Origin of the sequence: Aequoribacter fuscus, from assembly GCF_009910365.1 — a bacterium.
Classification (GTDB): Bacteria; Pseudomonadota; Gammaproteobacteria; order Pseudomonadales; family Halieaceae; genus Aequoribacter; species Aequoribacter fuscus.
Map to the genome: position 1 here is coordinate 2,837,838 of NZ_CP036423.1, position 23,456 is coordinate 2,861,293.

Genomic DNA, 23,456 nt, shown 5'->3' on the forward strand with positions numbered 1-23,456 from the left:
TCCCCAAGACTTTAGCTTCGCGTATTTTCTGGACCCCAGAATGCGCGCATTAGAACCACTTTGCCTTCGTCGTTAAATTTAAAAACGTCAATGATATCCATGTACATCGGTGCATCGCCAGCCCCTATCGTAATTTGGAAGGGGAACGCGACCTCATTGGCAGCCACACGAATCGGACCCGATAACTCTGCGCCCTTGATGTTTGCCAGCACACCACCGTAAAACTGCGTTATGGCTTCGCGCCCCGAAACGATATCGCTACCGATTGGGTCTTCAATTTGGGCATCGTCAGCGTACAAATCAACAATAACGCTGACGTCTTCGCCGGTCAGACCGTCCATATACTGCTGTACTGCTGCTGCGGCTTTTGCGTAATCCATTAATCGTGCTCCTTAGTCCATGAATGGAAGGCCGTCATCAATCGCGTGATTGGCCTCAGCGGGTAGAGTAACGCCAGGAATCTGATGGAACCCGTTCAGTTCTTGCTGAATCGTTGCTGCCGTCTCAGCATCGACATAGAACTGCGAATACCACTTACGGCCAATTTTGAACGGCCCATCGGTCTTCAGCGCCATAGGTTTAATCGCAGGCTGTTTATAGCGCCAAATCTGGAAATCAGTCGCAAAAGCTTCCAGGGCACCAGCTTGAGTTTGCTTCGCAATCTCAATATCTTCCGCCGTAGGCTGACTTGAGGATGCTTTGACTAAACACGCATGCCATGCCTTAATTCGGCCATCGTCGACTGGGGTATTTGCAATGAGCTCGTATTGAACGGTGTCACCCCAGACTTGTTTTGACAGCAAGATGCCAGGCCCTGTGTACCAAGTCGTGGTATACAGCATCACGCCACCGTAGAGCTGCATAGGCCCACCCTGGCGCTGAATATAAATGTGCCCTTTTGCTTCATTCTCAAAATACTGACATGGCGCTCCATGAGTTGGCCCCAAATGGCGCATGTCGGACATGTTGTCCAAGACTTCTTGTGGGTGAATATCCAGCTCACCCAGGTGATCTAACTGCCAGCGAATCCACTGTGGGTTGTCCCACTCTTTCAAGAAAGGTGCGTCATAAGAGGGCTCTGCTCCGTCTTCATCAAACCAGACCATAATACAGCCCATGTTGTCGACCACGGGGTAAGAGCGAATAGACGCCGACTTAGGGCAAGGACCGTCGTGGTAAGGAATGTCATCTACGTCACCAGCAGAGTTATAACGCCAGCCGTGGTAAGGGCACCGGATCGAATCCCCTTCAATTTGCAGACCGTTCTTGACGATCATTGCCGAATCGCTGGCGGTTAAATGAGTACCCATGTGCTTGCAGTATGCATCCAAAACCACTGGGTTACCTGATTCCCCACGATATAAGGCCAGATCTCGTCCGAAGAATCGAATCGCCATAGGCCCTTTATCGAGTTCTGAACTCTCGGCGACGATAAACCAACCTGTCGGGAAAGTTTTGGGACCGAGTCCGTAATCCGCTGCTTTTGCCATTTGATCTCTCCTTATTCTTCGAACTTCGCGTCGCGCTTTTCAACGAAGGCTGCACGCGCCTCATTTGAATCGTCATGCGTATAGGCCTCAAGGGTAAAACCTTGTTCCCAACGATACTTGGCTTCTAAACTACCATCTTCAATACCGGTCAGAGCTTCTTTGGCGAGTTGGATCATAATTGAGCTTTTCGCCGCAATTTGACCGGCTATTTCCATTGCCGTAGCGCGCAGCGCCGAGTGCGCCACTACCCGTTCGACAGCACCGAGTCGATAAGCCTCTTGCGCGTCAATAAACTGCCCAGTGAAGTACATGTAGCGAACCTTCTGGACTGGGAACATGCGCTGCAGGTGAGCACCACCGCCCATCGCCCCTCGATCCACTTCAGGCACCCCAAACCGCGCGCACTCAGACGCAACAATAATGTCGGCTGCGCCAGCAATACCAATGCCGCCACCCAAGACAAAGCCATGAAGCGCGACAATAACGGGTTTAGGGTTTAAATGAATAGACTCGAAGGTGTCGTAGTTACCTTTGTTGACCGGTACGATTTTACGCGAGTCGGCGTCCAGCTCTTTGATATCAACGCCTGCGCAAAAGCCTCGGCCTTCCGAGCGAATAACAATCACTGAGACCTCGTCGTTAGTACCTAACGCCTTTATCTCGGCGGCAATACTCGCCCACTCAGCCGAATTAAAGGCGTTCACGGGTGGTTTATCGAACACCAGCTCCGCAATGCCGTTCTCTATTGTTACTCCAAAAGCCATAGGTATTCCTTTTATTCTGGCGAGTTTAAGGCATTTAAACGCGTTAAAGTTTGATCTGCCTCAGTCATTAAGCGTTCTATTAAAGCCTGCACTGTTGGCAGTTCATCAATGAGGCCGGCGACTTGACCGCTGGGCAATATACCGTCTTGCGGATGGCCTTTAACCATGGCTTCTTGAATCATCATGGGTGCGTTAGCCGCCATCATGGTTTGCCCCAAGGTTAAATCTGTGTTTTTTTGCATGGCGATCGCGGAACGCAACATTCCAAACAGCGAGACCCCAGTCAGTTTGGTAAACGCCAAGCCATTTTTGATGGCAAGCAGTAGCATCTGCAATCCCGACGCCTTTTCGAGTCGCGCAAGCAAAGGGTTTAAGATCATACGTTGAGGTAGGCCGTCGAGCTTGGTGCTGGTGATGATTTGCTCGGGTGGCGCTTTTAAATATTCAGCCTTGGTCACCTCCGGTACGGGCGATTCTTGGGTCAGTAAAAACCGAGTTCCCATGGCAATACCACAAGCGCCCTGCGCGAGAGCGGCAATGAGATCACTACCGCGACTAAAACCACCCGCAGCAACGACCGGCACATCAACCGCCTGGCATACCTGCTTTAACAAAATAGAGGTTGCCACTGAGCCAGTATGACCGCCACCTTCGCCGCCTTGCACAACAACAATATCCGCACCGAACTCCACCGCTTTGACCGCGTGCTTTAAAGCGCCAACGGTGGGCATGCACAACACACCGGCATCTTTAAGACGCTTTACCGCCGCAGAGGAAGGCGAGCGGCTGTAACTGACAGCGCGCACCTTGTGCTCGATACACAAATCGATGATCTGTTCTGCGTGAGGCACGTACATGTGGAAATTCACGCCAAACGGTTTGTCGGTCAAGCGTTTGATTTCAAGGATGCCCGCCTCGATTTCCTCTAGGGTCATCACGGCGCCCGCTAAAAAGCCAAAGCCGCCCGCATTTGCAGTAGCGGCGACCAAGGCTGGATCTGCCACCCAACCCATCGCTGTTTGTACAATGGGGTACTGACACCCCAAGCGCTCTGTTAACGCAGTTTTCATACTTTCACCTAGGCAGTGATCTGGCGCTTTTCGCAGACCATCATTACGAGGTCTGAATTAGAGCGTGTTTCCACACTGCTTGTATAGGTTTGGACGTAATGCAAGTGGACGATACCTAGACCGTCAAAACATTTGCCCCGCAATGTTTTATCCAGAATACTTCATGCCAGTGTTAAACACCCACAATAACAGCACATCAAACCCAGAAGGTTAACGACATGACGGAATTTAGTGCACCACACCACACCGCCGTAGCGCAACTCACAGGACCTGGAGCGCCGTTTGAAGTTGTCGAGCACATAATCGACGGCATTAGCTATAAAGCCTATAAAAACGCAGAAAAATCATTGGCCAGTGTGATTGCGCCCGGGCGCCAGCATGGCGAAAAGCTGTATCTGCAATACATGGGCGAGGATTACTCTTTCGCCGACTTTTTCGCTGCATCCGATCGCTTTGCGGTAGCGCTGAAAAGAGATTACGGCATCGGCAAAGGCGACCATGTCGCTATTGCTATGCGCAACCGCCCAGAATGGCTTATGGCCTTTGTCGCCATTATTAATTTAGGCGCAGTAGCCGTGCCACTCAATAGCTGGGGGCGTTCGGAAGAGCTGCAACAAGGCCTAACGGATGGCGGTGCCAAACTCGTCGTTTGTGATGCCGACCGCCTACGATTTATTCGCAGCGCTGGTAATAACTTACAGGCTGTAGTCGTTGAACCCGACGCCAAAGATGACACCAGCGAACTGTTCTGGCCACTGGTCGAGTCAGCCAATGTCGAGGACTTTCAAGTTGTAGACGTTGAACCCGATGATCCGGCCATCTTGTTATTCACGTCGGGCACTTCGGGACGCCCAAAAGGCGCCATGTTCAGTCAGATGAACTGTGCCCAATCATTGATGAACGTAGAATTTATTGGTGCGGCAACCTACATGACCAATACCGACACCATGAACGCCCTGCTGGCCAACCCCATGCACCCCAAAACCTTATTTTCCGTGCCACTATTTCATATCAGCGGCTTATTCTCGCAGTCGCTCATTAGCCTGCGGCATGGACGTGGACTGTACATGATGTACAAGTGGGACCCCAAAGAAGCGGCCCGCATTGTCAAAGAAGAAGGTATCACGGTATTAATGGGTGCTTCAGCGATGCTGCTTGACCTGCTGACCCACGACGACTTTCAAGACGCCGACACCTCAAATATCTCCAACATTAGCGCTGGCGGCGGCGCCACACCCAGCAAACTGAGCGAGCTGTACAGCAGTAAAACAGCCTCGGCAATGCCGGGGGCTGGATGGGGCCTGACCGAAACGGGCGGCAGTGGCGCTGCGTTCACGGGCTATATGGCTAACGCTCGACCCGGCGCTAGCGGCTTCCCGAGCCCCATTATCGATTTTAAATTTTGCGATGAGGATGGCGCTGAAGTAGCCGATGGTGAGCCTGGCGAGATCTGGATCAAGTCAGCCGCCTGCATCCATCGTTATTACAGTGGCGCCAAAGACGGCAGCGATTTTGAACAAGGTTGGTTCAAAACAGGTGATGTCGGCTACTTCAACGAAGACGGCCTGCTGTACATCTGCGATCGCGTGAAAGACATGATCATTCGCGGCGGCGAAAACATCTATCCCGTCGAAGTCGAGAACTGCCTGATCCAATTCCCGGGCTGTGCAGAAGCAGCCGTTGTGGCCATTGACAGCGACCGCTTTGGGGAAGAACCTGCAGCGGTGGTTCGCTTCAAAGAGGGCCATGATCACATCACCGAAGCCGATGTTATTCGCTACTGCAAAGAGCACTTAGCCGCTTTCAAGGTACCGGTGCAGGTTGTATTCACCACCGAGCCTATGCCGCGAACAGCCACTGAAAAGCTCATCAAAGCACAAATCAAACGCACCTACTTTGCATGAGTGTCGCCGCCCTAACAGTCAGCAAACCCGCGCACGAAACGAGCTTGGGCCACCAAGCTCGCAAGGCGCTTGCGACCCGAGAGCGCATCCTTCAAGCCGTTGTTGAACTCATCAACGAGTCTGGATTTTCGGGCGCCACCTCTGGTCAAATCGCCCGCAGAGCAGGTATTACTTGGGGGGCGGTTCAGCATCACTTTGGCACGAAAGACGACATTCTTTTGGCCATCATAGAGCGGTCACAGCAGGTGTATCTAGACCAGCTTCAGTCAGCACAACTGGCCAAAGGACCTTTAAGTCAGCGCATCGATCACTTTGTTGACGCCGTCTGGGAGCACTATCGCAGTGACCTATATTTTGCTTTTTCGGAGATTATGCGAGCCTCGCGAATGAGTGCTATCGGACCATCGCTCAGCGCCTTTTCCATTAGCGAAGAGCAAGAAAAACACATCCAAATTATGGCTTCCATGTTTGCCGATTACGCCATACCAAGCCAACGATTAAAAGAATGCTTCCGATTTGTGCATCGGTTTTTGGCCGGCTTTGCCTTAGACCGAATTATGGAACCATCGGCACCTTACGAAACCATCCATATCAAACGCCTAAAAGACGAACTACTGCAGCTAGTATCCGACAAAGGTTCAGACACTGGCGATTACCACACAACAGGAGGGCTCAAATGAGCGACCTAAATACCTTCCGCGAAGAAACACGCGCCTGGCTCTTGGACAACTGCCCCGAGTCGCAGCGACAACCCATTGTCAAAGACGAACAGATTTGGGGGGGGCGCAAGCGCGAGTTCCCATCAGCCGATGCACAAAAGTGGTTTGAAGCTATGGCTGACCGCGGTTGGACAGCACCGACTTGGCCAAAAGAATACGGTGGTGGCGGTCTCAGCCCAGACGAAGCAAAAATACTGCAGCAAGAAATGGCGCGACTGGGCTGTCGCCCCGCGCTCTACGAAATCGGCATTTGGATGTTTGGTCCCGCATTATTAGCCTTTGGCACCGAAGAGCAGAAGCTCGAGCATATTCCCAAAATCGTGCGCGGTGAAATTCGCTGGGCGCAGGGTTATTCAGAACCCTCGGCAGGCTCCGATTTGGCGAGTCTCAAAACGAAGGCAGAAGATTGTGGCGATCATTTCTTGGTCAACGGCACCAAGATTTGGACCACCAACGCCCACAAAGCCGACTGGATTTTCTGTTTGGTGCGAACTAACCCGGATGCTCCCAAGCAGCAAGGCATTAGCTTCTTGCTGATCGACATGGAGAGCGAAGGCGTCTCGGTCAGCCCTATCGAACTCATCAGCGGCGAATCGGAATTCTGCCAAACCTTTTTCGACAACGTCAAAGTACCCAAAGCCAACCTGGTCGGTGAATTAAACAAAGGGTGGGACGTCGCCAAGGAGCTGCTGAAACATGAGCGCGCCATGATGTCGTCGATGGAATCGATGACCGAGAAGGAAGAATTCAGCTTAGTCGATCTTGCCAAACAAACGCTCGGAGCGGATGCGAAAGGCGCGCTGAACAACCCCGAAGTGCGTACCAAGATCGCGGCTTTAGATATGGAAATGCAGGCATTTGCCCAGTTAAACGAACGCATGTTCTACCAGCACAAGGCCAAACAAAGCGACCCTCGTTTGCCGCTATTACTTAAACACATCGGCACGAAACAGTTGCAGCGCAAAGATGAGCTCTTACTGGAAATACTGGGCAACAAGTCTTTGAGTTGGGAATCTGCGGCATCGAGCCACACCGAGCACACAGTAACTCGCAATTGGGCTTTTGATAAAGCGCACACCATTGCCGGTGGCACCTCAGAAATTCAACTTAATATTATTGCTAAACGTGCGTTAGGCATGGCGTCTTAACAGGAAGCTATTCAGATGATTTTTAATGAAGAACAAAGCATGTTGCAGGACACCGTCCGAGCATTTGTACAAGAGCACGCGCCGGTTGCGGACTTACGCGCAGTAAGAGCTAATGCGAGTGGCCCGTCTTACAACCTTGAACTTTGGAATCAGTTGGTCGAATTGGGATTGCCCGCTGTCGCTCTGCCTGAAGACGATGGCGGCCTGGGTTTTGGCTACATGGGCCTACTGGCAGTACTGTTGGAAACGGGCAAAACCATTATGGCAAGCCCACTGGTATCGAGCGTCGCCGCCGCCACCTCGTTGATTCAGCTTGCGGGCACCGACGATCAAAAATCACGTTGGTTACCGCAACTGACCTCTGGTGAAATGACTGCTACCGTTGCCGTACAAGAAGGTCGCCATTACTCCCTGCCCGCAGTAGACACACAACTCATTGATGGGCAGCTCAACGGCAGCAAGTCGATGGTGATGGACCTACCCGAGGCCGACCTCCTGATCGTCATCGCAAAAACTGCTGAGGGCAAACTCGCAGCTGCAGTGTTAGAGTCGAGTAAGGCCGAATTTGACGCGCAGCGTTATTCGCTGATGGATGGACGGAAATACAGCGACCTCACGTTTACGCAAACGAACGTTCTACCGAATAATGTCTTGGGTGAAGGTGTTGATCGAACCGCCGAGATCGAGCAAGCATTAGATATCGCGACTGTTGCAACCGCTGCTGAGATGGTTGGCGGAGCAGAAAGTTTGATTGAGCGAACCGTTCAGCACCTCAACGATCGCGAACAGTTCGACGTTAAACTTGCGACTTTCCAAGCACTTCAGCATCGCTGCGCCGAAATGTATTGCCAATTGGAGCTGGTAAAAAGCGCCGTCTTCAGTGCTTTCGCTCGACTGGATCGCGGCAAAGACATTCACAAGGCCGCGAGCCAAGTTAAAGCATTGGCTAACGATTACTACCAGCATATCAGTAACGAAGCAGTGCAAATGCACGGCGGCATGGGGGTAACCGATGAGCTGGATGTCGGGCTGTATCTGAAGCGCTCACGTGTCTGCAACCAATTGTTTGGGGATGCAGCTTATCATCGCCAACGCTATGCCTCAGCGCTGGGTTTGTAAATGATTAGCGTACGATGCTTAATTTTTGATACCGAGTGCTCCCGGGATTCGCTGCTGAGCACCCTTCAACCGATCTTGCCAAGGCTCTCTGAGACAACTCAAGTGCGTCTGCTTATTGACGACAAGGACTCTGCGGTTGCGGCCGGATACCAGCAATGTGCTAAGGCGCCTCTACCAACGGCGTGCGTCTGCCTGGATGATCTCGAAGAGAGCGAGGCGCACACACTCAAAGTTGAACTTGAGTCCCTGTTTGAACGAGCTCGGGCCACGGTGTTCGAGACGCAGTTGGTGCTACAACCCGACTGGCAAATAGGGCAACGTACGCCGGGCACCGTGCAACTGTGCACGTTTCAACAAAAGCGCGACATTAGCCGCGCAGAGTTCATTGCGATCTGGCGAGACAGCCACACACAAATCGCGATCGACACGCAAAGTACTTTTGGCTACTTCCAAAACCTGGCGCTAGAGGGTCAAGACAGTGGCTTTGACGCGCTGGTTGAGGAGCACTTTCCGATAGAGGCCGCCACGTCGCCCGAGGCATTTTTCGATGCCGTCGGGGACCCAGCTAAGCTTAAACACAACATCGACTGCATGATGGAAAGCTGCGCTCGATTTATTCAACAAGACACGATTAACGTCATTCACTTAAGCGAATACAAAATACACTAGGAGCACATCATGACAGATGGATTGGCAGGAAAAGTCGCTTTAATCACCGGCGCAGGGCAAGGTATAGGGCAAGGCATCGCATTTTCGCTCGCAAAACGCGGCGTCAAAGTGGTCGCCGTCGGACGGACTCTGTCCAAATGTGAAAATACCGTTGCGCAAATCAAAGAACGCTTCGGTCAAGAAGCTCTTGCGATCGAGTGTGACATTAGCAATCTTGATCAGCTGCCCGGTGTCGTGGAGCAAACTGTGAATACGTTTGGGCGCTTGGATATTTTAGTCAACAACGCCGTGAGTGCGACCATCAAGCCACTGATTGCGTTAGAGCTTGAAGAAATCAATCGGGCGATGGTCACAGGTCCAACGGCGACTTTGTTAATGATGCAGGCGGCCTACCCTCACTTAAAAACCAACGGCGGTTCTATTATCAACATGGCAAGCTCTGCGGCAAAACGCTGGGACATGACCAATTACGGCTTATATGCAGCGGAAAAAGAAGCCATACGCGCACTAACCCGCACAGCCGCCAGCGAATGGGGTCAATACAACATCCGAGCGAACTGTATACTACCCCATGCCAAATCGCCCGCTCTGGCCTGGTGGACAGAAAACCGTCCCGAAGAAGCGGCCGCGTTTGTAAAAACCATTCCAATGGGCCGGATTGGTGAGTGCGAAGACGATATTGGTGAATTTGTTGCGATGCTCTGCTCTGACCAAAGCCGTTATGTCAGCGGCCAGAGTATCGCCGTAGACGGCGGCCAGGCTTACATGGGCTAACCGCTGCTGATGATTTAGAGGCGTAAGACCTGACACCTCTTCATCAAGCACCAACAAAAAAGCCACAGCCCGCGAGGGTTGTGGCTTTTTAACCGTAATGCCGTCCAACCAAGGCTGAACGGCAACTCGGTATCACTCGACCAAAAACTGACCGTACCAGCGGCGGAACTTCGCAAACGGACCGTCGCCGTCGCATAACAATGGTCGCTCGTAATACTTTTTACGATCCCAAATAACGCGGTCTTCTTCCATTTGCTGGTGAATGTTGGCGATCAAAGCGCGGCCCATTTTGCCTATCGGGCCGTCAACATCCTCACGGCGCTGATAAAAGGCGTAATGAGCACGGGTGATCTCGGAAGTGACTGGGCTCACCGTCGCCACCAAGATTGTCTCGATCAGGCCTTTGAATCGGACAACACTTAAGCCCGGACCGATGTTCTCATTCTCGATTGAACCTTCGATTTCACCGCGCGGTGTCGGCTGACGCGTTTTCAGAAAGCCGCGACGAGTATGACCATCAAAGCTTAATTCTTCGGCGTCAGGAATATCGTTCGTGCCATGCACATACATAAAGTGTGCAGGGTCAACAGCGTTCTCCCCCATCTCTTGCATGTGGGTGCCAATCTCCCACTCGTGGATGATCGGCTCAGCCCAATCATCTGGATTCTCTGCAAGCTCAGGCACCAACTCCGGCTCAAATAAGGGCTCAATGTCGTGCGGGTGATACCACACAATGATCGAACCGTTCATTTCACGTACACGCCACGCTTTCAATACGGCCTCACCACGCGCCACTTTTGGCGGCATATTGGTGGCATAGGGGATGTGCGTGCACTGACCTTCACCGTTAAACTGCCAACCGTGGAAGGGGCAGGCAATGCTGTCGCCGATGACTTTTGCGCCTTTACCCATTTGCTCGCGGATACCATAACCTAGGTGTGCACCCATGTGTGGGCAGTAAGCATCAACGACTTTCGCCTCACCTGACTCTGTTCTAAAAATGACCAGATCTTGGTCAAAATAGAAGACGGGTTTTGACTCACCAGGGCCAATGTCTTTTGAAAAAGCCACATGGTACCAGCCATAAGGCATGGGGAGCGGAATACCGACCGTGCGTTTTGCGTTACTTACACTCATGATTTTCTCCTTTCTTATTTAACGGCGCCGCCGCCGTCAACGGATAACAACTGACCGGTAATGAACGAGGCTCGATCCGAGCACAAGAACACCACCGCCTCGGCAATTTCATTGGGCTCGCCAATACGACCCATCACCGCAGAGCGTTTCAGACCTTCTGCGATCTTGGGCTGCTCTTCGAAATATTTTTCTACGCCGGGAGTACGAATCACACCAGGGGACACCGCATTGATGCGAATTCCCTGAGCGCCATATTCCGCTGCCGAACTCTTGGTCAGGATATTCACGCCACTTTTCGCGGCTGCATAGGCCGTATTGAAAGGCTGACCTTTCAAGGACGAGTTGGATGAAATATTGACGATACTACCTTTACCCGCCGCCAACATGACTTCAAGCTCATATTTCATGCAGAGCCAGGTGTTGGTTAAACACATGGTCAAGGTATCGTCGAAGACTTTACGCTCAAATTGATGAATCGGGCCGGCGCCGCGACTCAGCGCCGCGCTATTACACGCGATATCCAAACCACCAAACTCGGTAACAGCCGTGTTCACCATAGCTTTTACTGCGTCTTCGTCACTCACATCCGCGATAGATATGACCGCCTCACCGCCAGCCGCTTTGATTAACTCAACGGTTTCTTGCGCGGTCTCGGCGTTAAAATCAGCGACAACCACTTTCGCGCCCTCGCGCGCGAAGGCTTCAGCGATGGCACGACCGATGCCGCCACCGGCGCCGGTCACTAAGCCAATTTTATTTTCGAGTAGACCCATACTTCATTCCTATTAGTCTAAAAGACGCAAAATATTTTACTCTGGTATAATTTTTAACCATAGTATAACTTTCTGCTTAAGTTGCAAGACTTGAATCATAGTACAAAGGGACGACACCACAATGGCAAACGCAGTCCAACTGCCCTTGCGTGAACGCAAGAAGCTTGACACTCGCCGCCGTATTTTTGAGGTTGCCAGCCATTTATTTGTGGATTTGGGCGTCCAAGATACGACGATCGAGGCCATCGCCAAAGCGGCCAATGTCTCGAAACCAACCTTTTTTAATTATTTCTCTGGCAAACAGGAAGTTTTACGCGAGCTCATGACGCGTATGGACGAAGAATTCGTCAGTTATATCCTGCATTCTGTAGCGACTGGGCACTCGACTCAACAACGCTTGCAGCTACTGATGACCCAATCTGGACAGCATATTCAGCGTCGGCCCGACATGACAAAGTTACTGTTAATTGAGGGTATGAGTGATTTAGGTTGCCCGACAGTAGAAACATCGAGAATGTCGATATTGAACGACGCCATGGCAACCTTAGTCCAGCGGGGGCGGCGCGAAGGCGATATCGACACGAAATTCTCGATCGAGTTACAAGTACAAATTTTAGTGGGCGGTTATTTATACGGATTGCTGAACTGGCTGTCTGGCGACCTAAAGGAGCTGGACAAAACGCTTCAAGAAACCGCTTTATTTTTGGCCGAGGCTTTAGCGCCACGATAAGGAAACGAGTAAGACTATGATATTAGATGCCTTTAAGTTAACAGGTAAGATCGCCTTGATCACCGGCGCCGGTAAAGGAATTGGCGAGGGCATTACGCTCGCCTTCGCCGAGATGGGCGCCCATGTTATTTGCGTAGCTCGCAGCCAAGACGACCTCGAGAAAGTCGCTGCTAACGCGCGTGAGTTTGGCGTCGAAGCAACCGCGATCTCTTGCGACGTAACGAAAGAAGAGCAGCTTCAGGCCTTGGTCGACCAAGTAACCGAGCGCTACGGCAAACTCGATATTCTTGTTAATAATGCTGGCGCTCCAGGCAAGGGCTACGGCCCTATGACAGAGGTAACCAAATCGCGCTTTGAACATACTCTCGGGATCAACTTAACCTCGGTTTACGCGCTGACTCAGATGTGCCTTCCTTTGCTGAAGGCCGCTGAATCCGCAACGGTTGTGAACGTAAGCTCAGCCTTGGCGTGGATGGTTGATCGCAACTTTGCGGCTTATGCCGCCGCGAAAGCGGGTGTGAACCAATTAACACGCGTCATGGCCTACGAATTGGCCCCAAACATCCGCGTCAACGGCATAGCGCCCGGGGCAGTAGATACGCCAGCAACCAACTTTATTAAGCAAAACGACGCCATGCACAAAGCGACCACGCGCTGGATCCCCTTAAACCGTATGGGCGACCCCAAAGATATCGCTTTGGGTGCGCTGTATTTGGCTTCACCCGCCAGCGGCTTTATCACAGGCAAAATTATTGATATCGATGGCGGTATGGCAGCACTGCCGGGTAGCGCCATCGAAACCACTTTGGCAATGAATCCCTAACAATAAGGAATACACCATGAAACATTATGCAATGACAGGTGGCGCCACCGGAATTGGCGCAGCAACCAAAGCTAAGCTCTTAGCGAATGGTCACAAAGTGACCGTGGTCGACATCAAAGATGCGGACATTATTGCTGACCTTGGCAACCCTGAGTCACGCGCTGACGCACTGGCCGCATTGCAGGCCGCGGGTCCATTCGACGGTGTTATTACCTGCGCGGGTGTCGCTTCGCACTTCCCCGACACCGCCGCGATCATCTCGATTAACTACTACGGCACCGTTGAGTTGCTAAACGGACTTAAAGACCACTTAAATCCGGGCGCGCGCGTGGTCGCGATAGCGTCTAATTCCGCACCCATGTGCACCAACGAAGAACTCGTTAGCGCCATGCTGAACGGTTCTGAAAGCGAAGCGCGAACAATTGCCACCGAATGCGACGGACAAACATGCTACGCCGGCAGCAAACAAGCGGTTGCGCGCTGGGTTAAGCATGTGGCGCCGGAGTGGGCACGATCAGGTGTTGGTATCAATGCCATCGCACCGGGTTATATCGAAACCCCAATGACTAAGGCGGTAGCGGAAAGTGCCCAATACGCCGATGCTATCAAGCAATTTTTGGCCTCTATTCCAATGCAACGCGCGGGCCAACCCGATGACATCGCTAACCTCATCGACTTTTTATTAAGTGACGCGGCAAGCTTTATTGGCGGCTCATTAATTTATTGCGACGGCGCACATGATGCGATGTTACGGCCAGACGCCTACTAAACAATATCGCTTTACCACAAAGCCATTCTCGAGAGGGAGTGGCTTTTTACGAGGATCATGAGAATGAACAAGACATCCCTCGCGCGACTAAAACGCCTCACTAACCTTGCCGCCACACTGACGCTATCGGCATTTTGCGTCTCAGCACTCGCCTCGGATAAACGCGAGTACACCGAGGACCGCGAAGCCTGCAGTCAATACAGCGCCACCAAACGCCCACTCTTTGGTGATCTTCACATCCACAGCCGCTTGTCCTTTGACTCTTACCTATCGAGCCAGCGTAACGGACCTGACGAAGTCTACGACTACGCTAAAGGCCTCCCCATTACCGTGCCCGGAGCAGATGGCGAACAAACCGTGATCGCCCAAATCGATCGCCCTCTCGATTTTGCGGGACTTACAGACCACGGAGAGTTTTTGGGGCAAGTAGCAGCCTGTCAAAATCCAGATACGCTGCTCGGCAAGGTCTGGCCCATGTGCATGATGTCGCGCTCGCAAAATTTGTGGGTACAGTTAATCGCAGCGAGCTGGTGGACGCGTCTGGGCGGGCAGAATGCAGTAGAACCCACCCCTTCGTCCATTTGCCTATTCGAAGACTGTGACTCTAAGCAGATCAGTGTCTGGCAGGAAGTCCAAGCTGCAGCGGAGCGGCACTACGATCGCAGCGCAAATTGCGAATTCACCAGCTTCGTGGGCTACGAATACACCGACGCGGTGAATCAAAAAAACCTGCATCGCAACGTCATTTTCCGTAATAGCAAGGTGACCGAGGCACCCATTTCAACCTACGAAACACAAAAATCGCTGCTGTCGCTTTGGCAGCAATTGGATGAACAGTGTATTCAAGGCACCGAGGGGTGCGACGTACTGGCTATTCCGCATAATTCCAATCTTTCGGGTGGCCTGATGTTTCAGGACCCCAAGTCGCCCGAAGAGCTACGATTACGCCGCAGTATGGAACCGTTGGTGGAACTGGTGCAGCACAAAGGGGCATCAGAATGCCGTTACGATCGCCTCGCAGGTCGCGGCGTCGACACCACCGACGAACTGTGTGACTTTGAGCAAATCCCCGGAGACAACTTACACATGCTCGGCACGGTTGAAGGTGAAATGCGTAGCGAAGACGGCGCCTTGGTCGACATAGACAACTTCGCACCTCGCAATATGATTCGTAATGTATTGAAAGACGGTGTGGCCTTGCGATCAGAGCTCGGCGAGAACCCCTTCCAATTTGGTTTTATTGGTAGCACTGATACGCACAGTGCGACCGCAGGCGGTGCACAAGAAAAGGGCTACGTCGGGCACCTTGGACGTCGTGATTCTGAGTATCGCAACGTGCAGGACCATTTTGTCTCTAACCCTGGCGGCCATGCTGTCGTGTGGGCGGAAGAGAACTCACGCGATGCCATCTTTGAAGCCATGCGCCGCCGCGAAACCTATGCCACCTCGGGCACCCGTCCCATCGTCCGATTCTTCGGAGGTGACTACCCAGCAGACGCCTGTACCGCCGTTAACCGGGCCGAACTCGGCTATGACAACGGTGTACCTATGGGCGGTGTTATTGAATCTGCGGCGCTAGACGGTCCTGCGCGCTTTTTGGTGTACGCCCAAAAAGACGCCGGCACGGCAACACACCCCGGCTATGATTTACAGCGAATTCAAATCATCAAAGGCTGGGCCGACGCTGAGGGCAAAACTCATGAGCAAGTCTTTGAAGTCGCCGGCAACCCCAACAACGGCGCGAGCGTCGACCCTGACTCCTGCGCCGCGGTGGGCACGGGCTACAGCGAGCTTTGCACGGTGTGGGAAGATCCAAACTATAACGCCGACGAGAACGCGTTCTACTACGCGCGAGTGATCGAAAACCCCTCGTGTCGCTGGAGCACACTGCAGTGCATGGACGCCGGCGTAAACCCGTTCTCGGATCAATGTGAAGAGCAATCCCTAGCCGCGTCGGCCAAAGCGCGAGAAAAACAAGGGGCTACCGGCGAGGTCTACAAAAACTGCTGTCGTAGCGCAGAAAACGAGGCTTTTTATAGCCCCGTCATCCAAGAGCGAGCGTGGACTTCACCTATTTGGATTCAGTCTGCTCTTTAGCGAGGTGCAAGAAGACGGGGACTTCACCACCCCCGTCAACCTCTAACGCAGCACCCGAAATATAAGACGCCTGCTCAGAGGCTAAAAACACCACCGCTTTTGCCACATCTTCAGGTTCTGCCATGCGCTTTAACGGCAACATATTCGCCACCCGATCGAAGCCCGCCTGACCACCGTAATGGTCTACCGCGGCCTCGGTGCGCACCAAACCCACCACGATAGCGTTAACCCGAATCTTGGGGCCCCACTCCATCGCCAGTGATCGCGTTGCACTCAGCAAACCCGCTTTTGCCGCACCGTATACCGTCGTGTAAGGTGAGGGACGCACCCCGCTCACGCTGGCGATATTAACGATACTGCAACCCTCGCGCTGTGACATCACAGCGTGCACCTGCTGTGAAAAGGTCAACGGTGCAGTCAAGTTAAGAGCCAGTAATTTATCCGTTAAACGCGGACTGGCGGTAGCAAACTCGACTTCAGGGCTACCCCCAGCATTGTTGACCAAGACGTCCACACCGCCAAATGCGGCGACAGCGGCATCAATCACAGCTTGCGACTGCTCAGGGTCACGAATGTCTGCAGCCACAAACAGAGCTTCTTTGCCATCAACGGCAATTGCTATCTCGGGCACACGACGACCACAAGCCACCACATTCGCCCCTTGACTCAAAAAGGCTTGGCAAATGGCGCGCCCGATATAACCGGCACCGCCCGTCACAATGACTGTTTTACTGGCAAACTGGCTCATATAACTCACAAATAGGGAGGGTGGATAGTGGAGGTGTTGTCTACACTCAGCGCAATACCGTTTACGTGGCGCGAATCGTCTGAGGCCAAGAAGAAAATCACGTTAGCCACATCTTCTGCTTGGCATATAAATGGCGCTGAATTTTTATACTGATCGGGATCATGACTGTTAGCCTGCCCCGCAATCTCGCGCACCATATCCGTGTTAATACCATCTGGGTGAATCGAGTTACAGCGTACTTTATTCGCCCGCTGTTTACACAAAACAGCAGTGCTCATGGTCAAGCCGCGCACCGCGGACTTTGAGGCCGTATACGCACAGAAGTCGGGCACACCCATCAAGGCAGATGACGAGCTCATATTAATAATCGAACCGCCACCGGCTTTCTCAAGCAGTGGCAACATGTACTTAATGGCCAAAAACACGCCATCACTATTGACCGACATCAATCGTCGCCAGCCTTCAAGCGACTCCATATCGATGTTACCGTACTGCAAAATCGCCGCGTTGTTCACCAAAATATTCAGATTGGCACCATCGGCTTCCAAAGTCGCCACCACACGCTGCCAATCGGCCTCCTCGGCAACGTTTTGCTGAATAAACGTTGCGCCAATCTCCGCCGCCGTGGCTTCGCCGCGATCAGCCACCACATCGGTAATGTACACCTTGGCGCCCTCAGCTATGAAACGCTCGGCCGCCGCGCGCCCCACGCCTCGCGAACCACCCGTAATTAAAGCTGTTTTATTTTTTAGTCTCATGCTGACCCCTCCATCAATGGTGCGAACATTCTAACGGTAAAGTTATATCCTTAGCTTAAGTCAGATGGACTAAGCAGTCGTAAGATTGCCGATTTCGCTTCGTGCTAGAGTTCGAATTTACACAGGAGTATTACATGAGCACTTACATTGTTGAATCGCCCGCTGAACTTTTGAACCTAGTCGGCACCACGCTCGGCCCCAGTGAACCTCTGGTTATTGAACAAGAACGCATCAACCAATTCGCGGACGCCACCGGCGACCATCAGTGGATTCACGTTGACCCTGAAAAAGCCAAAGACGGCCCCTTCGGCACCACCATTGCGCACGGCTACTTAACCCTCTCGCTGGCCAACTGGTTCCTGCCCCAGCTACTGCAAGTCAACAATGTATCAATGGGCGTGAACTATGGCGCCGAGAGCATTCGCTTCCCATCGACTGTGCCGGTTAACAGCACCATCCGCGCTACCGGCGAAATTACGTCCGCTGAAGAAGCCAAAGGCGGCGTAAAAGTCGTTGTGCGCATCACCATCACGGTAGAAGGCGCTGAGCGTCCCGCGTGTATCGTCGATACGATCAGTATTTTTTATCCCTGATGCGCGAGCCAGGTTGCCACTGAGTTTTGAAAATACGCGAGCGCTAGCCGAGCGGCTGCGGCCTGTTTCGCGCGGAACGTCACGCGACAGGACGTCGCGTGCGTAGCGAGCCACGGATGGCCTTGCAGCGGTCCGCAAGAAATTGGCTGAGACGTGAAGGCGGATCGTTAAACGCTCAAGCCTAACAACTCGTTAATCGAGCTTAAACACCGTGCGTGCATTCGCACGTAAGAACTTCGGCCATACTTCGTCGCGGAACGGCACGTTTGGCATATCGCTGAAGATACGCTCCAGCGACAAGCCCATGGGGAAATAGCCGGCGTACATCACTTTATCAGCACCGCGGGTATTCGCGTAATGGATAATGTCTTTGGGGTAATGCTTGGGCGCAAACGCGCTGGTCATGTAGTACAGGTTGGGATACTTAAGCATCAGCTTCCATGCCAGATCGGTCCACGGCTCGCCACCGTGGCGCATCACGACTTTCAGCTCAGGAAAGAACCAGCAAATTTCGTCGAGATGCTCGACCTTCTGAGGCTCCATTGGGATCCGTGGCCCTGGCACACCAACACAGGTACAAAAAGGAATGTCTAAGTCTACGCACGCGACAAAAATGGGGTACCACTTTTTGTCCGACAGCGAAACTTGTGGGCATAAACCCGACGGGAACGCTGTGACCGCTTTCAGATCGTATTTTTCTTTTAAGCGACGAATTTTACGAACTTCTTCCATACCCTTGTTAGGATTGCATTCGTAGCTGGCAATAAAACGGTCGGGATGCTCGAGAACCGCTTTGTTCTGAAGCGTGTATTGATCCTCATCGACACCGATCATCGCTTTTTCAATGCCAAACTCATCCATTTTTTGAATCGTATAGGCGATGTAGTCATCCTGAACGCCAGTTCTGGGGATGTCTTTAAACATATATTGCGCCGGCATTTTGAACATCTCACGACTTTGTTCGTCCATCAACAAAGGCTTGATGAAGTCGTAGTAGTCCGACGTATCGTTGTTCGGAATCGCCATCATCAAATCGATGATCCCAATGTTTTCTGGCATTGCCATGGTGAATCTCCTTACGTGAATTTGGTGTAACCTATTACGCGCTCATTGGTGAGTAATCGGTAAATCCTTCGGCTTCTCCGCCATAAAGTGTTTTCATATCTATGCGTGCAAGCTCAGCGCCTGCTTGGAAGCGCGCCGGCAAATCCGGGTTCGCAATAAACGGACGACCAAAGCTAACTGCGTCGACCCGCCCATCGGCAATAGCTTCGTTGGCTTCTTCTGCACTGTAGCTATCGTTAGCGATGACATAACCTTTAAAGTTCTCGCGAGCTAACGCTAGCGAATCTAGGCCCGTCGAGTTCATGCGAATCACGTGCAGGTAAGCCAAGTTGTAGTAATTAAGACCTTGCATTAGGGCCGCAAAGGTTTCTTTTGGATCATCGTCATGCAAATCATTGAACGGGTTCGCTGGGCAAATACGCACCCCGACGCGGTCGTGGCCGACGGCTAAAGAAATTGCCGCAACCGTTTCTAAAACAAAACGCAGCCTATTGGCGAGACTGCCGCCGTAGTTATCTTCACGCTGATTCGTACCGGTGGATAAAAACTGAGCTGGCAAATACCCCGAGGTACAGTGTAGCTCGACGCCCGCAAAACCGGCCTGAATCGCCAGGATTGCCGAGTTCACATACTGCGCCTGCACCTCTTTGATTTCGTCAAGCGTCATGGCTTCGGGTTCTGGCATGGGCTGCATACCATTTGGGGTAAATATCTTATCCTTGCAGGCTATGGCCGAAGGTGCCAAAAAGCGGGCCCCTGGCGCTTTGTTGTCAGGGTGACCCACGCGGCCGCAGTGCATAAGCTGCGCCACCATTTGCCCACCCTCGGCTTTCACCGCGGCGGTTACCTTGGACCACGCCTCAGCATGCTCGGGCAAAAACAGGCCGGGCGTACGGTTGTAACCTTTTCCATCGAGCGATGGATGCACACCCTCGCTAATAATAAGGCCAGCACTCGCACGCTGACGGTAGTAATCGACGTGCAAGTCAGTGACCAAATCGTCGTCGGTCGCGCGACTGCGCGTCATTGGCGCCATGATAATCCGATTAGGAAGTTCGATAGCACCCAAAGTGATGGGCGAAAATAAAGCGTCTAAAGTCATAGGGGTCCTTAACGCGTGCGGATTTTAGGGTTGCCTTGCTGGCCCCGCATCGTCTTTAAAAATTGCTCGTAGGGCGCTGGCGCTGCAACAGAGGGTAGCTCATCTGAGGGCTCTTTATCCCAGAAAGCTTTCCAAGTTGGGAACAAATCGTGGTACGCACCTTCGTACGGGTCGCGATCGGGCCAGCGCATTTTGTTGTCGCCCACTGGGGGTTTATTCAGGTCGACAGCATACCAGTAGCAGGGCAAGCGACGCGCGAAGTACCAGCGTCCATCGATTCGCTCGTAGTGGTCCCAGTAAATCATTTGCATAATGACCCACTCGATGTCGCCGTTCTCGGTAGGTGTTTCGTGCTCGTTTTTAGAATACACCACGCCCACCGCATGATCGGGGTCTTCAAATTCGATAATGTGGTTGCCAATATGGTGAGACGTACCCGTAAACTGCTCTCGCAGTGTTTGATCCATCCATTGCTTAAAGTAAGCGCGGCCCACTTTGTCTTTGCCGACGCGCACATTTTCAGGGAATAGGTTCACCATGGCGTCAAGGTCACGCATATCTAACGACAGCGAGTATTTAGCCGCCAGTTGACGAATCTCGTCTAAAGACTCTAAGCGGTCCAGCCTTCTCAAAATTTCTGCATCTGACATTGAATAATCCTTAAGACTTGGCAATATGAAGACCAGCAACGCGACCACTGAACGAAGCATCGCCCACCGAACTCCCCGAAGCGTAGCCGTCACCGCGCCGCGGCACACCGCAGGCCGTGCGACCCGCTGCGTACAAACCAGGGATCACTTCACCACCAGCGGTAAGCACTTGTCCATCCACCGTCGTATCAAGACCACCGAGAGTAAAGTAGGGATAGAAGGTGCCGTTGCCTGGGGTGCAATCCAACGCAACCAAGGGCGGCTCGAGAGGTTTCAACCACGCGGCATCTTTATGGAACAGCGGGTCCTGTCCTTCTTTGGCAAAACGGTTGAAGGTCTCGATGCAGTTTTGCAGCTGACCCTCGGGCAGATTAAGCTCTGCTGCGAGTTCATCAACGGTTTCGCCTGTGCCACCAATAGGAGAGCCTAAATAAGACTGTGTCTCGTACCCCTCGTAATCCTCTACATTCATCACGAAGTAAACAGGACCGCCGACTTGACGCAAACAGGCAGCACCCACTCGACCGTGGTAGGCGTCTTCGTTAATAAATCGCTGCCCCTGAGCATTGACTAAGATACCGTAGGTCAATGTCGCAGGGGGGTAGTAAGGCAGACTCACAAAGCCTTCGTGCATGTTAATGACCGCACCGCCCACACTCATGCCCATTTGAATGCCCGACCCCGTATCGTTAGGGTTACCAATGGGCACACTGGCTTTCAACAGCTCAGGCGCATACTGCTTGACCATGTCTTCATTCATCACAAAGCCACCACAGCACAACATCACACCCTGTGTGGCCTCAACGAACTTTTCTTGCATATCTTGACGAATAACGGCGCCACAGACACGGGTAACGCCGTCTTCGGTACTGACAATCAGCTTAAGAACGCGAGTTTCAAAACGCTGTTCAATACCGCGCTTGGCGACCGCCTCCGCCATAATCTTCATAAAAAGCGGACCGCCGTTGTCACCCTCGACGTACAAATTATGACCACGCGGTGCCGCAGGAATGTGATCTTTAAACGGCCAGGCTTTTTCGCTACCGGTAAACAACAAACAATCGTCGGTTAGAGCCATCATGGCGCGGCCCGGGTACTCCGAATCTTTGAACGGCACGCCCTGCTCGACCAACCAGTCAAAGTGTTCGACACTTTCATCACAGTAACGGCGAGTTTTCTCGGCACTCGCCTGCGGGGCGTTCGACATCATCAAATAGTCGTACATAGCATCTGCAGTGTCTTCATAGCCCACCGCTTTTTGAACCCTCGTGCCGCCGCCTAAATACAGCTCGGCAGATGACAAGGCTGTCGAGCCTCCAGCGTCTGACGCCGCCTCGACAATCATCACTTTTGCGCCACTGTCATGCGCCGCTATGGCCGAGCACGCACCGGCTGCGCCAAAACCCACCACAAGCACATCCACTTGAGCATCCCAATGCTCGACCTCGCTTCGCTGTAGAGGCTTAAACTTACTGCTCACGATACAACCTTCCCTAATCTTGTTTTCATTTTATGGGCCAACCTTATAAGTTTTACCCCCTACACACAGCCCCCATTTGGACGATGGGTAGCACATGCTGTGAAACCATAGTCCGAATGTGTGTTAACGAGACCCACCATAGTGCGGTAGCCTACGCACCAACAATTACAATAGACAGGGTAGTAAGGCTATGCAGTGGTATACCGGAAATACGTTCTACGACACGCTTCTCATCGTCGGGTTTTTGTACGCTCTCATGATCTTCGTCAGCAGCCTGTATGGGACGGCTGCCTATGGCGGTCGCTTCGGCGGCGGTGGCGCTAAATCCAAAGGGTTTAAACTGGGATCCAAACCAGGCTGGATTTTGATGGAACTCCCGGGGCTTATCGTCTTCCCGATCGTGTTCTTCATGGGCGAAAACTCGGACCAAATTGTCCCACTGTTCTTCTTAGCGATTTGGATGTTCCATTACACCAACCGCGCGCTGGTCACTCCCTTGCTGATGCGTACGGCACCCGGCGCTAGTCAAACCTTTGCGTTTAACGTGGTCGTTGCCGGCTGGATAACGCTGTTCATGCACGGTTACTTCAATGCCGAATATATCGCCAATATCGGCACGCAGTACACCACCGAGTGGTTCAGCGATCCGCGCTTCATCATCGGTATCGCGATCTACGCGTTTGGCTTTACCCTGAACGTCTACTCAGACACCATCTTGCGCAACCTGCGCTCGAAGAAGCCGGACCCCAGCGAACCGCGCTACAAAATCCCTTACGGTGGCTTCTTTAAGTGGGTCAGCTGCCCACAATACTTAGGCGAAATCCTGTCATTCACGGGCTTTGCCATTATGACCTGGAACTTAGGCGCTGTGTTTGTATTGGCGATTACCGTCGGCAACTTGGCACCACGCGCTATGGTGACTCACAAGTGGTTCCTGAAAAACTTCGACGATTACCCCAAAGAGCGTAAGGCGCTGATTCCTTACATCTGGTAATACGGTTTACTCGATTGTGCGAAGGCCGCTTTTTGAAGTGACCCCCAATAGTTGGACATTCCAATTACTGGGGGTCTTTT

At 52.5% G+C, this 23,456-nt stretch carries 24 protein-coding genes; 12 read left to right on the forward strand and 12 right to left on the reverse strand.

Features of this window, described 5'->3' with window-relative positions; all coding sequences use genetic code 11:
* Positions 1-11: 11 nt before the first annotated feature.
* Genes EYZ66_RS12980 through EYZ66_RS12995 form a run of 4 tightly spaced genes read right to left on the reverse strand, consistent with a single transcriptional unit; the run spans position 12 to position 3,324 of the window.
* Positions 12-380 carry a nuclear transport factor 2 family protein gene (locus EYZ66_RS12980; RefSeq protein WP_009576810.1) on the reverse strand — a complete coding sequence of 123 codons (369 nt, stop codon included), beginning with the start codon at positions 378-380 and terminating at the stop codon, positions 12-14.
* Between the two features lie 12 nt (positions 381-392).
* On the reverse strand, positions 393-1,490 hold the full coding sequence (locus EYZ66_RS12985) for an aromatic ring-hydroxylating dioxygenase subunit alpha (protein ID WP_009576811.1): 1,098 nt from the start codon (positions 1,488-1,490) through the stop codon (positions 393-395).
* Positions 1,491-1,501: 11 nt separating this feature from the next.
* Positions 1,502-2,254, reverse strand: a complete 753-nt coding sequence (locus tag EYZ66_RS12990) for an enoyl-CoA hydratase family protein (RefSeq protein WP_009576812.1) — start codon at positions 2,252-2,254, stop codon at positions 1,502-1,504.
* Positions 2,255-2,265: 11 nt separating this feature from the next.
* Complete coding sequence (locus tag EYZ66_RS12995; RefSeq protein ID WP_009576813.1) at positions 2,266-3,324, reverse strand: NAD(P)H-dependent flavin oxidoreductase; 1,059 nt, start codon at positions 3,322-3,324, stop codon at positions 2,266-2,268.
* A gap of 218 nt (positions 3,325-3,542) precedes the next feature.
* Between EYZ66_RS12995 and EYZ66_RS13000 the strand changes: the two genes are divergently transcribed.
* Genes EYZ66_RS13000 through EYZ66_RS13025 form a run of 6 tightly spaced genes read left to right on the forward strand, consistent with a single transcriptional unit; the run spans position 3,543 to position 9,657 of the window.
* Complete coding sequence (locus EYZ66_RS13000; protein WP_009576814.1) at positions 3,543-5,228, forward strand: class I adenylate-forming enzyme family protein; 1,686 nt, start codon at positions 3,543-3,545, stop codon at positions 5,226-5,228.
* Complete coding sequence (locus EYZ66_RS13005; protein ID WP_009576815.1) at positions 5,225-5,908, forward strand: TetR/AcrR family transcriptional regulator; 684 nt, start codon at positions 5,225-5,227, stop codon at positions 5,906-5,908. The genes EYZ66_RS13000 and EYZ66_RS13005 overlap by 4 nt, the downstream gene beginning before the upstream one ends.
* Positions 5,905-7,095, forward strand: a complete 1,191-nt coding sequence (locus EYZ66_RS13010; protein WP_009576816.1) for an acyl-CoA dehydrogenase family protein — start codon at positions 5,905-5,907, stop codon at positions 7,093-7,095. Before EYZ66_RS13005 ends, EYZ66_RS13010 begins: the two co-directional genes overlap by 4 nt.
* A gap of 15 nt (positions 7,096-7,110) precedes the next feature.
* Positions 7,111-8,214 (forward strand): acyl-CoA dehydrogenase family protein, encoded by a 1,104-nt coding sequence (locus tag EYZ66_RS13015; RefSeq protein ID WP_009576817.1) that lies wholly within the window; start codon positions 7,111-7,113, stop codon positions 8,212-8,214.
* On the forward strand, positions 8,215-8,883 hold the full coding sequence (locus EYZ66_RS13020) for an EthD domain-containing protein (RefSeq protein ID WP_050793463.1): 669 nt from the start codon (positions 8,215-8,217) through the stop codon (positions 8,881-8,883).
* 9 nt (positions 8,884-8,892) lie between these two features.
* Positions 8,893-9,657 (forward strand): SDR family NAD(P)-dependent oxidoreductase, encoded by a 765-nt coding sequence (locus tag EYZ66_RS13025; protein ID WP_009576819.1) that lies wholly within the window; start codon positions 8,893-8,895, stop codon positions 9,655-9,657.
* A 132-nt stretch (positions 9,658-9,789) separates the two neighbouring features.
* On the opposite strand, the gene EYZ66_RS13030 is transcribed toward EYZ66_RS13025, so the two are convergent.
* Both EYZ66_RS13030 and EYZ66_RS13035 read right to left on the reverse strand, forming a co-directional pair.
* Positions 9,790-10,794, reverse strand: coding sequence for a Rieske 2Fe-2S domain-containing protein (locus tag EYZ66_RS13030; RefSeq protein WP_009576820.1), 1,005 nt, complete (start codon positions 10,792-10,794; stop codon positions 9,790-9,792).
* 14 nt (positions 10,795-10,808) lie between these two features.
* Complete coding sequence (locus EYZ66_RS13035) at positions 10,809-11,567, reverse strand: SDR family NAD(P)-dependent oxidoreductase (RefSeq protein ID WP_009576821.1); 759 nt, start codon at positions 11,565-11,567, stop codon at positions 10,809-10,811.
* A gap of 121 nt (positions 11,568-11,688) precedes the next feature.
* On the opposite strand from EYZ66_RS13035, the gene EYZ66_RS13040 reads away from it, so the two are divergent.
* The 4 genes from EYZ66_RS13040 (at position 11,689) to EYZ66_RS13055 (ending at position 15,986) form a co-directional block, all read left to right on the forward strand.
* Positions 11,689-12,297 carry a TetR/AcrR family transcriptional regulator gene (locus EYZ66_RS13040; RefSeq protein ID WP_009576822.1) on the forward strand — a complete coding sequence of 203 codons (609 nt, stop codon included), beginning with the start codon at positions 11,689-11,691 and terminating at the stop codon, positions 12,295-12,297.
* 16 nt (positions 12,298-12,313) lie between these two features.
* Positions 12,314-13,120: an SDR family NAD(P)-dependent oxidoreductase gene (locus EYZ66_RS13045; RefSeq protein ID WP_009576823.1), complete on the forward strand. Its 807-nt coding sequence runs from the start codon at positions 12,314-12,316 to the stop codon at positions 13,118-13,120.
* 16 nt (positions 13,121-13,136) lie between these two features.
* A complete protein-coding gene (locus EYZ66_RS13050; protein ID WP_009576824.1) occupies positions 13,137-13,889 on the forward strand; it encodes an SDR family oxidoreductase in 753 nt (250 codons plus the stop codon).
* 63 nt (positions 13,890-13,952) lie between these two features.
* Positions 13,953-15,986, forward strand: a complete 2,034-nt coding sequence (locus EYZ66_RS13055) for a DUF3604 domain-containing protein (protein ID WP_009576825.1) — start codon at positions 13,953-13,955, stop codon at positions 15,984-15,986.
* On the opposite strand, the gene EYZ66_RS13060 is transcribed toward EYZ66_RS13055, so the two are convergent.
* Together EYZ66_RS13060 and EYZ66_RS13065 are read right to left on the reverse strand one after the other, a co-directional pair.
* Complete coding sequence (locus EYZ66_RS13060; RefSeq protein WP_009576826.1) at positions 15,961-16,734, reverse strand: SDR family oxidoreductase; 774 nt, start codon at positions 16,732-16,734, stop codon at positions 15,961-15,963. The genes EYZ66_RS13055 and EYZ66_RS13060 overlap by 26 nt on opposite strands.
* 5 nt (positions 16,735-16,739) lie before the next feature.
* Positions 16,740-17,492, reverse strand: coding sequence for an SDR family oxidoreductase (locus EYZ66_RS13065; RefSeq protein ID WP_009576827.1), 753 nt, complete (start codon positions 17,490-17,492; stop codon positions 16,740-16,742).
* 134 nt (positions 17,493-17,626) lie between these two features.
* Here EYZ66_RS13065 and EYZ66_RS13070 point away from each other — a divergent pair, with 134 nt between their 5' ends.
* Positions 17,627-18,085 carry a MaoC family dehydratase gene (locus tag EYZ66_RS13070; RefSeq protein WP_009576828.1) on the forward strand — a complete coding sequence of 153 codons (459 nt, stop codon included), beginning with the start codon at positions 17,627-17,629 and terminating at the stop codon, positions 18,083-18,085.
* A 192-nt stretch (positions 18,086-18,277) separates the two neighbouring features.
* Here the strand turns inward: EYZ66_RS13070 and EYZ66_RS13075 are convergent, their stop codons facing one another.
* Genes EYZ66_RS13075 through EYZ66_RS13090 form a run of 4 tightly spaced genes read right to left on the reverse strand, consistent with a single transcriptional unit; the run spans position 18,278 to position 22,382 of the window.
* Positions 18,278-19,150, reverse strand: coding sequence for an amidohydrolase family protein (locus EYZ66_RS13075; protein WP_009576882.1), 873 nt, complete (start codon positions 19,148-19,150; stop codon positions 18,278-18,280).
* A gap of 34 nt (positions 19,151-19,184) precedes the next feature.
* Positions 19,185-20,252, reverse strand: a complete 1,068-nt coding sequence (locus EYZ66_RS13080) for an alkene reductase (protein WP_009576881.1) — start codon at positions 20,250-20,252, stop codon at positions 19,185-19,187.
* Positions 20,253-20,260: 8 nt separating this feature from the next.
* Complete coding sequence (locus EYZ66_RS13085; protein ID WP_160195701.1) at positions 20,261-20,902, reverse strand: nuclear transport factor 2 family protein; 642 nt, start codon at positions 20,900-20,902, stop codon at positions 20,261-20,263.
* A gap of 10 nt (positions 20,903-20,912) precedes the next feature.
* Entirely contained in the window at positions 20,913-22,382 is a 1,470-nt protein-coding gene (locus tag EYZ66_RS13090) for an FAD-dependent oxidoreductase (RefSeq protein WP_009576878.1), read from the reverse strand.
* A 190-nt stretch (positions 22,383-22,572) separates the two neighbouring features.
* Here EYZ66_RS13090 and EYZ66_RS13095 point away from each other — a divergent pair, with 190 nt between their 5' ends.
* Positions 22,573-23,376, forward strand: coding sequence for a methyltransferase (locus tag EYZ66_RS13095; protein ID WP_009576877.1), 804 nt, complete (start codon positions 22,573-22,575; stop codon positions 23,374-23,376).
* Positions 23,377-23,456: the final 80 nt, after the last annotated feature.